Consider the following 1,369-nt stretch of genomic DNA (forward strand, 5'->3'; position numbering starts at 1 on the left):
TGATCTCGCGGCGATCCGCACGGCGCTATCGCTGCCGTGGAGCACCGGGCCGGTGGAGGGACAAATCAGCCGCTTGAAGACCATCAAGCGAACCATGTGCGGCCGCGCCAAGTTCGACCTGCTGCGTCATCGGGTTCTGGAGGCCGCATGAACGGCAGCGCTCCAGTCATTCCGCTGCACCAAAAACGCGGAAGGACCAGTTCGGGATGTCGTTTGACAGGGCATGGCGGGAGAGCCGGGCGCGCTCCGTCCGCATCCAGTTCTCCAGTTCGGCTACCAGGGCAACGCCGTGCTCCTGGCGTGCCGCCAGCCGCTCGGCCACCGGCTTGCCGTTCAAGGCACGCTCGAGATCGAAGAGGACGTCGATGCGCTTCACGGCCTCCAGCGCCAGCGGTGAGATTGGTGGGGCGTCCTTGCCGCGTCTGGTGTTCGCGGCGATGTCGGCCAGCTTGAAGAAGCCGCGCCGTGCATGCGCCCAGCATAACACGTCGCTGATCGGCCCCGGCCGGCGGCCGGGTTCGTACAGCCGGTTGTAGCCGGCGAACGCATCGGCCTGCAGCCAGCCCGTGAAGCCGGCCAAGTGCCGTTCGGGATGCTCGCCCTTGCGGTCGCGCGAATAGTGGAACAGCGCTGCCGGTGGGGCTTGGCCGGCGAACGGCCGGTCATCACGCACATACACCCACAGCCGCCCGGTATCGGTCTTGCCCTTGGCCAGCACGGGCACCGGCGTGTCGTCTCCATGCAGCCGCCCGGCCGCCATCACATGCGCGGCGATCAGGTCGTGCAGCGGCTTCAGCACCACGGCGGCGGTGCCCACCTGGTCGGCCAGGGTGGACAGGCTGAGCGGCACCCCCTCGCGCGCAAAGCGTTCGGCCTGCCGGTTCAGCGGCTGATGCTGGCCGAACTTCTCGAACAGGAGGGTGGCCAGCAGGTTGGGGCCGGCCCAGCCGCGCGGGGTGGCGTGGAACGGCGCCGGCGGCTGGCTGATCGTCTCGCAGGCCCGGCAGGAGAACCGCTCCCGCACCGTCTGGATCACCGTCCACCGGCGCGGGATCACCTCCAGCGTCTCGGTGAACCGGCTGCGTCTCATCTGTCCGTCTCCCCTCGATGACGGACTCTACCCATTCCTGGAGGAATTTTCCGGTCTCAGGTCAACGCTGCAGGAGGAGTTGCACGGTGCGTTGGCTAGCATCCTGTGTCGGGGTCCAAAAACAGCGAAAGCCGGCCCCGTTTCCGGAGCCGGCCTTGCCGAGCAGATAAAGTTGGTTGCGGGGGCAGGATTTGAACCTGCGACCTTCAGGTTATGAGCCTGACGAGCTACCGGGCTGCTCCACCCCGCGGATGTTCCTTGGGAAGAGAACCGTGTGCG

At 67.2% G+C, this 1,369-nt stretch carries 1 tRNA gene and 1 pseudogene; both read right to left on the reverse strand.

The window, feature by feature from the left end:
- Positions 1–214: 214 nt before the first annotated feature.
- Positions 215–1,072: pseudogene (gene tnpC, locus AC1DVI_RS32330) on the reverse strand (IS66 family transposase); the annotation flags it as partial.
- A gap of 191 nt (positions 1,073–1,263) precedes the next feature.
- Positions 1,264–1,340 (reverse strand) — tRNA-Met (locus AC1DVI_RS32335).
- Positions 1,341–1,369: the final 29 nt, after the last annotated feature.

The sequence above is a fragment of the Azospirillum sp. P4_B5 genome (assembly GCF_056402275.1).